This is a genomic window from Intrasporangium chromatireducens Q5-1, assembly GCF_000576575.1.
GTDB classification, from domain to species: Bacteria; Actinomycetota; Actinomycetes; order Actinomycetales; family Dermatophilaceae; genus Intrasporangium_A; species Intrasporangium_A chromatireducens.
In genome coordinates this window covers 1-6,668 of sequence record NZ_AWQS01000205.1, presented here as the reverse complement: position 1 = coordinate 6,668, position 6,668 = coordinate 1, and the positions used below count along the sequence as shown (strand labels likewise).

Below are 6,668 nucleotides of genomic sequence, written 5' to 3'. Positions count from 1 at the left end.
CGGTTGGCCTCTCGAGGCGAGCGGTCGGCAGGAGGAACCAGTGGCGGTTCAGGCACAGCACCCTGCTGTGCTCGACAGGCCCATCGGTGCTTTCCATGACCGTGCGCCACTGCACCTCGGCGATCTCTCCGCACTCCGGACAGGTGGTCGTGTCCATGGTCGTACTTCGCTCTCTGGTGGGGTCCTTGCTGCGCCGTCGGCGCCCCGGGCGCTGTCGGGCGATGGAACAAGGAGGTGCGAGCGGGCGCGCTGATACGAGCGGGGGCGGCTCAGCGGCATACAACGCCGGGGAGGGCAGCCCTAGGGTGGTGAGGCATGCCCATGGAACTGGAGGAGCTGCTCGCACTCGAGCACGACGGATGGCGCGCGCTGTGTGAGGGGCGGGGCGCGGCGTTCTACGGGGAGCTGATGACCTCGGACGGCGTCATGGTGCTCGTCGACGGTTCGGTGCTGCGCCGCGACCAGGTGGTCGACTCGCTCGACGCGGGACCGGCCTGGGACCGCTACGAGATCTCGATGCCGTGGCTGGTCCCGGTCGGCCCCGGCGCGGCAGCGCTCGTCTACCGGGCCACGGCCGTGCGTGACGGGAGCCCGCCCTTCACGGCCCTGATGTCGAGCGTCTACTGCCGGGTGGACGGGTCGGCCCGGCTGGCTCTCTACCAGCAGACGACGGCGACGCACTGAGAGCCAGGTCGACGGCCGCCCGCGCATGGAGGCGGGTCGTCGGGAACAGCGGCACCGCGGCCCGGGCGTCGGCGTCGAGGAGAAGCTCGATCTCGGTGCAGCCGAGGATCACCCCCGCTGCGCCACGGTCCACGAGCCGGTCGACGACCTCGAGGTAGCGCTGGCGGGACTGCGGCCGGATGACGCCGTGGCACAGCTCGTCGTAGATGACCCGGTGCACCACCTCCCGGTCCGCGGCGTCGGGGACGAGCACGTCGAGCCCGTGCGCGGTCAAGCGGTCGCGGTAGAAGTCCTGCTCCATCGTGAACGCGGTGCCGAGCAGCCCGACGCGGGAGACCCCGGCAGCGCCCACCGCCTCGGCCGTGGCGTCGGCGAGATGCAGCAAGGGGATCGTGACGCTCGCCTCGATGCCATCGGCCACCTTGTGCATCGTGTTCGTGCACAGCACGAGGAAGTCCGCGCCGGCCGCCTGCAGGCCCACCGCCTCGTGGGCGAGCAGCTCCCGAGCGGTGTCCCAGTCGCCCGCGACCTGCAGCGCCTCGATCTGCGCGAAGTCGACGGACGCCATCACGATCCGCGCCGAGTGCAGCCCTCCGAGCCGCCGGGCCACGTCCTGGTTGATGAGCCGGTAGTACTCAGCGGTCGACTCCCAGCTCATCCCGCCGATGAGGCCGATGCATCTCATCCCGGCAGCCTAGGCAACGGCGCGCTGTGCTGCCGCTGCCGTGACGCCGGAGTGACGCCGGCCGGGACCGTGCGCCCACGGCGCCAGGCTCAGCCGGCCCGCCAGCCGGCCAGGGGCGATGCGCTGCGGGCCGCGCCGAGCGGCTCCAGCCCATAGAGGTCCTCGATGGTCCGCAACAGGCTGTAGTGGTCGGCCGGCTGCGGGATGACGGCCGCCTTGACCATCGGCCCGACGAGGAACGTGAGGATCCGGTTGGACGGGCTGCCGTCGTCCTCGTCGAAGGTCACGACGAGCAGGCTGTCGTGGCTGCGGGCCCACGCCACGTAGGGGGCCAGGTGGTCCCGGGCCCACCGGTCGCCCGTGGCCACGTCACAGTCGTGCATGTCGTGGCAGAGGTCCGGGATCACGAATGAGACGGTCGGGAGCCGGGACAGGTCGGTCGGGAGCGCGGTCAGGGGCAGGTTGGCCGACGCCGACACGTTGGCGAAGTCGACCCATGGGTTGTGCTTGCGGGCGTAGCGGCCGCTCGCGTCGGAGCACCCGGTGAACCCGGCTGACGGCAGGCCCTCGGAGTAGCCGGCGAAGCTGTGGCCCGCCCGCACCAGCTGCTGGGCGAGGTTGGGCCGCTCCCCCAGCCGCTGGGGGCACGAGTCGTCGGTGACCCCCTGGGTCGAGCCGGAGAACAGGGCGAGGTAGTTGGGCTGGCTGGGGTGCGTCACGGCCCGTGACCTGCTGAACCGCGCACCGGTGGCGCTGAGGGCGTTGAGGTAGGGCGCGTCGGGCGAGCCGAGGACCTGCTGTTGGGCCTTGTTCTCGAAGACGACCACGACGACGTGCGCGGGCGGACGGCCGGGGCTGCCTCCCGGCGCGGAGCCGAGCGAGGACTCGGGAGCGGCCGAGGCAGCGGAGCCGTCCGGCGAGGGGGCCACGGCCGCCGGACCGCCACTCGTGCAGGCGGCGAGCAGCAGACCCGCCAGCGCCGCGGCGGGCGCGACGGCGAGGGCCCGCCACCGCGACGCCCTCATGTCCCTGCGGGTCCCTCAGCGGCACGGTCGGCGAGCACGTCGAGGTCACGGACGGCGTAGCGGTAGTGCTCCCACTCCTCCTCGAGGATCGTCCGCAGGCACGAGAGCACCGTCTCGGGACGGTCCGGGGCATGCGGGTTGCTCCGCCGGTCGGCGAGGTCGTCCACCGTGACGCCGGCGAGGAGGTCAGCCACCATCGCCTGGCGACCGGCCCGCGCCTCGAGAACGCGGTCGAAGGATGGCGCCTCGACGCGGAAGGCGGACGGGTCGTAGGCCTCGGTCTCGAAGTCGTCGTTCGGCAGCCCGAGGGGGTGGAACGGGTCCTCCCGCTGGAGGACGGCCCTGCCGAGCCAGACGTCGGTCGCCATGACGAGGTGGCGCAGCGTCTGGGCCAACGACCACTCGCCGTCCACCTGCTCGTCGACGGTGCCCGCCGGCAGCGCGGCGACCCGCTCGAGCAGCGCCGCCCAGGCGCCCTCCAGCGCGGCCCAGGCGCGGCGGAGACCAGCGGGGTCGGCGGCGCCTCGCAGCTCACGCCCGGGAAAGCGGCGGTTCAGCTCCGCATCGACGAACGGGACGACGTCGACGCCGTTGACCACCAGCGTGCCACCGTCCTCCACCAGCCACGGCGAGTCGATCTCCATGCCGGCGACGTCACTGCCGCGCACGACGACGCCGCTCATCTCGCAGCCGATGAACCTCGCGCTGCCCATGTCACGGTCGCGGAACGTCGCACCGCGCAGCTCACCTGCCTGGCTCTCCCTCATGCCACGACCATCGCACCACGCACTGACAGTCGTCAGGACTGACTGCGCAGGTATCGGCCGAAGTGCGGCACCGTGAAGGCGATCTGACCCCGCTCACCGGAGTAGATCAAGCCCTTCTTGATCAGGGCGTCCCGGGCCGGGGAGAGGGACTGGGGCTTGCGTCCCAGCACGTCGGCGACCGCCGACGTCGGCACGGCGGAGAGCTCATGACCGTTGAGGTATGCCGCTGGGCCGGCTTCTGCCTCACCGTCGCCGCCCGGCTCGGGCCCGGTCTGGGACGCGTTCACCAGCGCGGCCTCGGCCATGGCCCGGAGGTACTCACGCTCCGCCGGAGTGGCGCGCTCGTAGCGGGACCCGAAGAACCCGACGGCGAGCTCCGACTCGGCCTCGGGCGCGGCCACCCGGATGTCCTCGGCGGTGACGGGCGAGACCGGCGCGACGTCCCAGACGACCTTGCCGTAGGCCTGGATGAAGTAGGGGTAGCCCGCCGTCACGTCATACATCGCCTCGAGCGCCTCGGACGTGAACTCGCAGCCCTCCTCCGCGGCCGGGCCGACGAGGGCCCGGTCCGCCGCCTCGCGCGGCAGCCGGTCGATCCGCTGGTAGCGGAAGAGCCGCTCGGAGTAGGACTTCGACGCCGAGAGGACGGCCGGCAGGTGCGGCAGGCCCGCCCCGACCACGATGACGGGCAGGCCGGACTGCGAGATCTCGTGGCAGGCGGCGCAGAGCGCCGAGACGTCGTCGGGGTCGAGGTCCTGCATCTCGTCGATGAAGACCGCGATCCCCTTGCCGACGTCGGCGGCCAGACCGCCGATGTCGGTGAAGAGCTCGACGAGGTCGATCTCGATGTCCCCGGAGTCGGCGCGGCCGGACACGGCCGGCACGTCGATCCCCGGCTGCCACCGCTCCCTCAGCTTGGCGCCCGACGGCGCGTCGCGCATCGCGAAGGACTTGATGATGCCGAGCACCTGGTCGACGTCCTCGCCGCGCGGGTGGCCCAGCTCCCGCACGGCCTGGTGCGCGGCGGCCGCCAGCGGCCGCCGGAGGCGCTGGTCGGGCCGGGCCTCGAACTTGCCGGTGCCCCAGTTGGCCCGGACCGCGGAGGACCGCAGGGCGTTGAGCAGGACCGTCTTGCCGACGCCGCGCAGGCCGGTCAGCACGATCGAGCGCTCCGAGCGGCCGCGCGCGATCCGCTCGAGCACCACGTCGAAGGCCCGCAGCTGCTCGTCGCGCCCGGCGAGCTCGGGGGGCCGCTGGCCGGCGCCGGGTGCGTACGGGTTCGTGACGGGGTCCACGCTCACACGCTATACGCGGCTATACCGAAAACCCGAGACAGCGGCATACAGCGGCAGCGCGTGTCGGGCGCGTCGGGGCCACCCCGGGGCAGCAGAACGCCGTTCCGCACGGTCAGGGGTGGTCATGCGGAACGGCGCTCTTGGACTATAACGCGCGCCGTGCGCGGGAGGATCAGGAAATCGCCGAGATCTCGAAGACTTCTCTGGGGTGGGCGATCTCCTGCTGCTCGCTCACGAGGAGCATCTCCCCGGAGCCGGCCGCGTGGGTCTTCTCGAGCACGCCGTACATCGTCGCCGCGGTACGCGAGAGCGCGACCCGCGGACCGTCGGTGAGGTAGTGCGCCAGGAAGACCGCCGCCGTCACGTCTCCGCCGCCCTTGACGTCCATCGGCAGCAGCGGGGTCGTCACGAGCCACGCACCCTCGTCGGAGTAGCACGCCATCTGGATCGTGCCCTCGGGCGTGTCGCTCGTGAGGACACTCGTCACGACGACGACGCGCGGCCCACGGCCACGCAGCTCCTCCGCGGCCGCATCGACCTCGGCCTGCGTGGCGAGGGGGCGACCGACGAGGAACTCGAGCTCGAACTGGTTCGGGGTGACGATGTCGGCCTTCGGGATGACCTCGTCACGCATGTACTCGGGGATGCCCTCGCGCACGAAGAACCCGCGCCCGACGTCGCCCATGACGGGGTCGCAGCAGTAGATCGCCTCCGGGTTGGCGGCCTTCACCCGGGCGACCGCGTCGAGGATGATCTCGCCGACCGACTCCGCGCCCTGGTAGCCGGACAGGACCGCGTCGATGTGGGGGAACACGCCGCGGTCCTCGACGCCGTTGATGACCTCCCGCACGTCGTCCGGCGCGATGAGCGGCCCGCGCGCCGGGCCATAGCCGGTGTGGTTCGAGAAGGTCACCGTCAGCACCGGATAGACGTCGTGCCCGAGCCGCTGCAGCGGGAAGACGGCGGCGGAGTTGCCGGCGTGGCCATAGGCGACGTGGGACTGGATGGAGAGGATCTTCACCCGCGTGAGGATAGTCCCGCGCCCTCCGGCCGCAGGCCGCCCGGACCGTCCCGCCGTATGCCGCCCAGCCCGGTCCCGCTCGCCCGTGGCCGCTGCGCCCCGGCCTCCGACCCGGGTCCCGACCGGGGCCCCGTCTGGCCGCGCCGTGCGAGGATGGCCCGGTGAGTATCCCAGCGGACCGCCAGTCAGAGATCCCGAGCACGACCGTGGCCGATGTCCCGGACGACGCCGTCATCATCGACGTGCGCGAGCCGAACGAGTGGCAGGCCGGACACGCACCGAACGCCGTCCACATCCCGCTGGGCGAGCTGCCGGGCCGGCTCGACGACCTGCCCGACACGGACGAGACCGTGGCCGTGGTGTGCCGTGGCGGCGGCCGGTCGTCGCGGGCCGTGGCGTGGCTGACCATGCAGGGCTTCGACGTCGCGAACGTCGAGGGCGGCATGAAGGCGTGGGAAGCGTCCGGCAAGCCGCTCCACTCGGAGCACGGGTCGCCCTTCGTCGTGTGATGCGTGCCAGGCGGCACGCCCCGCTCACTGCCCCGTCGAGTGGGCGATGTGGGCCGGGAGCGGCTCGGCGTCGCTGCACAGCAGGGGCGCGTGCGTGACCGCGCTGACCGACACCACCTCGCGCGGCTGGTCGAGGTCGGCGACCTGCACACAGAACTGCCATGTGTCTGCCGTCTGCGTGATGGGTGTGCGAGGCGCCTCGAACTCCCGCCCCGGGACGTCGAGCACCGGGGGCAGGGGTGCCGTGGCGGTGCCCTTCGTGACCCCTCCCGGCGCGACGACGTGACCGCCGATGACCGGGTCGGCGATGAACCGGACGCCGGGCGCAGCGGGGAAGGCCTGCTTCGTGACCCGGACGACGGTGCCCGCCATGACGACCCACGCGTGGTCGGGGTCGATGTCCGCCGCGTCGAGCATCGACGAGCCGAGCGCCGTGGGGATCCGGTCCACGACGACGACCGGCCGCGGCGACGAGTTCGTCACCGCATACTCGGCGACCAGCCGCGACCCTGTCGAGCGGAGGCTTGCGTCGAGGGCGACCCCGGGCAGCGCCGTCGGTGACGGCTGCGGCTTCGTCGTCTCCTCGCTGGGCGTGACCACCGGGCGCTGACTCCGGCTCGGCGCCACGACCGGGGTCGAGCCGGTGCCCTCGGGTGAGCGCTCGGCGCCCGGGCCGGACCCG

Annotated in this window: 8 protein-coding genes; 2 read left to right on the top strand and 6 right to left on the bottom strand. The window is 72.6% G+C overall.

From position 1 onward, the window contains the following. Nucleotides 1-315 precede the first annotated feature (315 nt). On the top strand, nt 316-684 hold the full coding sequence (locus N864_RS17485) for a DUF4440 domain-containing protein (RefSeq protein WP_034719909.1): 369 nt from the start codon (nt 316-318) through the stop codon (nt 682-684). Here the strand turns inward: N864_RS17485 and N864_RS17480 are convergent. From N864_RS17480 to pdxY, 5 genes are all read right to left on the bottom strand, one after another. Next, nucleotides 599-1,369: an aspartate/glutamate racemase family protein gene (locus N864_RS17480; protein ID WP_081793989.1), complete on the bottom strand. Its 771-nt coding sequence runs from the start codon at nt 1,367-1,369 to the stop codon at nt 599-601. The genes N864_RS17485 and N864_RS17480 overlap by 86 nt on opposite strands. Nucleotides 1,370-1,458: 89 nt before the next feature. Next, the gene (locus N864_RS17475; protein ID WP_051518747.1) at nt 1,459-2,394 is read right to left on the bottom strand and encodes an alkaline phosphatase family protein; all 936 of its coding nucleotides are present in this window, start codon (nt 2,392-2,394) and stop codon (nt 1,459-1,461) included. Beyond that, nucleotides 2,391-3,161 (bottom strand): DinB family protein, encoded by a 771-nt coding sequence (locus N864_RS17470; protein ID WP_034719906.1) that lies wholly within the window; start codon nt 3,159-3,161, stop codon nt 2,391-2,393. The genes N864_RS17475 and N864_RS17470 overlap by 4 nt, the downstream gene beginning before the upstream one ends. Before the next feature lie 32 nt (nt 3,162-3,193). Next, nucleotides 3,194-4,456 (bottom strand): ATP-binding protein, encoded by a 1,263-nt coding sequence (locus N864_RS17465; RefSeq protein WP_034719903.1) that lies wholly within the window; start codon nt 4,454-4,456, stop codon nt 3,194-3,196. A gap of 172 nt (nt 4,457-4,628) precedes the next feature. After that, nucleotides 4,629-5,477, bottom strand: a complete 849-nt coding sequence (pdxY, locus tag N864_RS17460; protein WP_034719899.1) for a pyridoxal kinase PdxY — start codon at nt 5,475-5,477, stop codon at nt 4,629-4,631. Nucleotides 5,478-5,638: 161 nt separating this feature from the next. On the opposite strand from pdxY, the gene N864_RS17455 reads away from it, so the two are divergent. Then, the gene (locus tag N864_RS17455) at nt 5,639-5,986 is read left to right on the top strand and encodes a rhodanese-like domain-containing protein (protein WP_240474382.1); all 348 of its coding nucleotides are present in this window, start codon (nt 5,639-5,641) and stop codon (nt 5,984-5,986) included. 24 nt (nt 5,987-6,010) lie between these two features. Here the strand turns inward: N864_RS17455 and N864_RS25140 are convergent. Further along, the coding region (locus N864_RS25140) for a hypothetical protein (RefSeq protein ID WP_205620987.1) at nt 6,011-6,668 on the bottom strand (658 nt) is incomplete at its 5' end.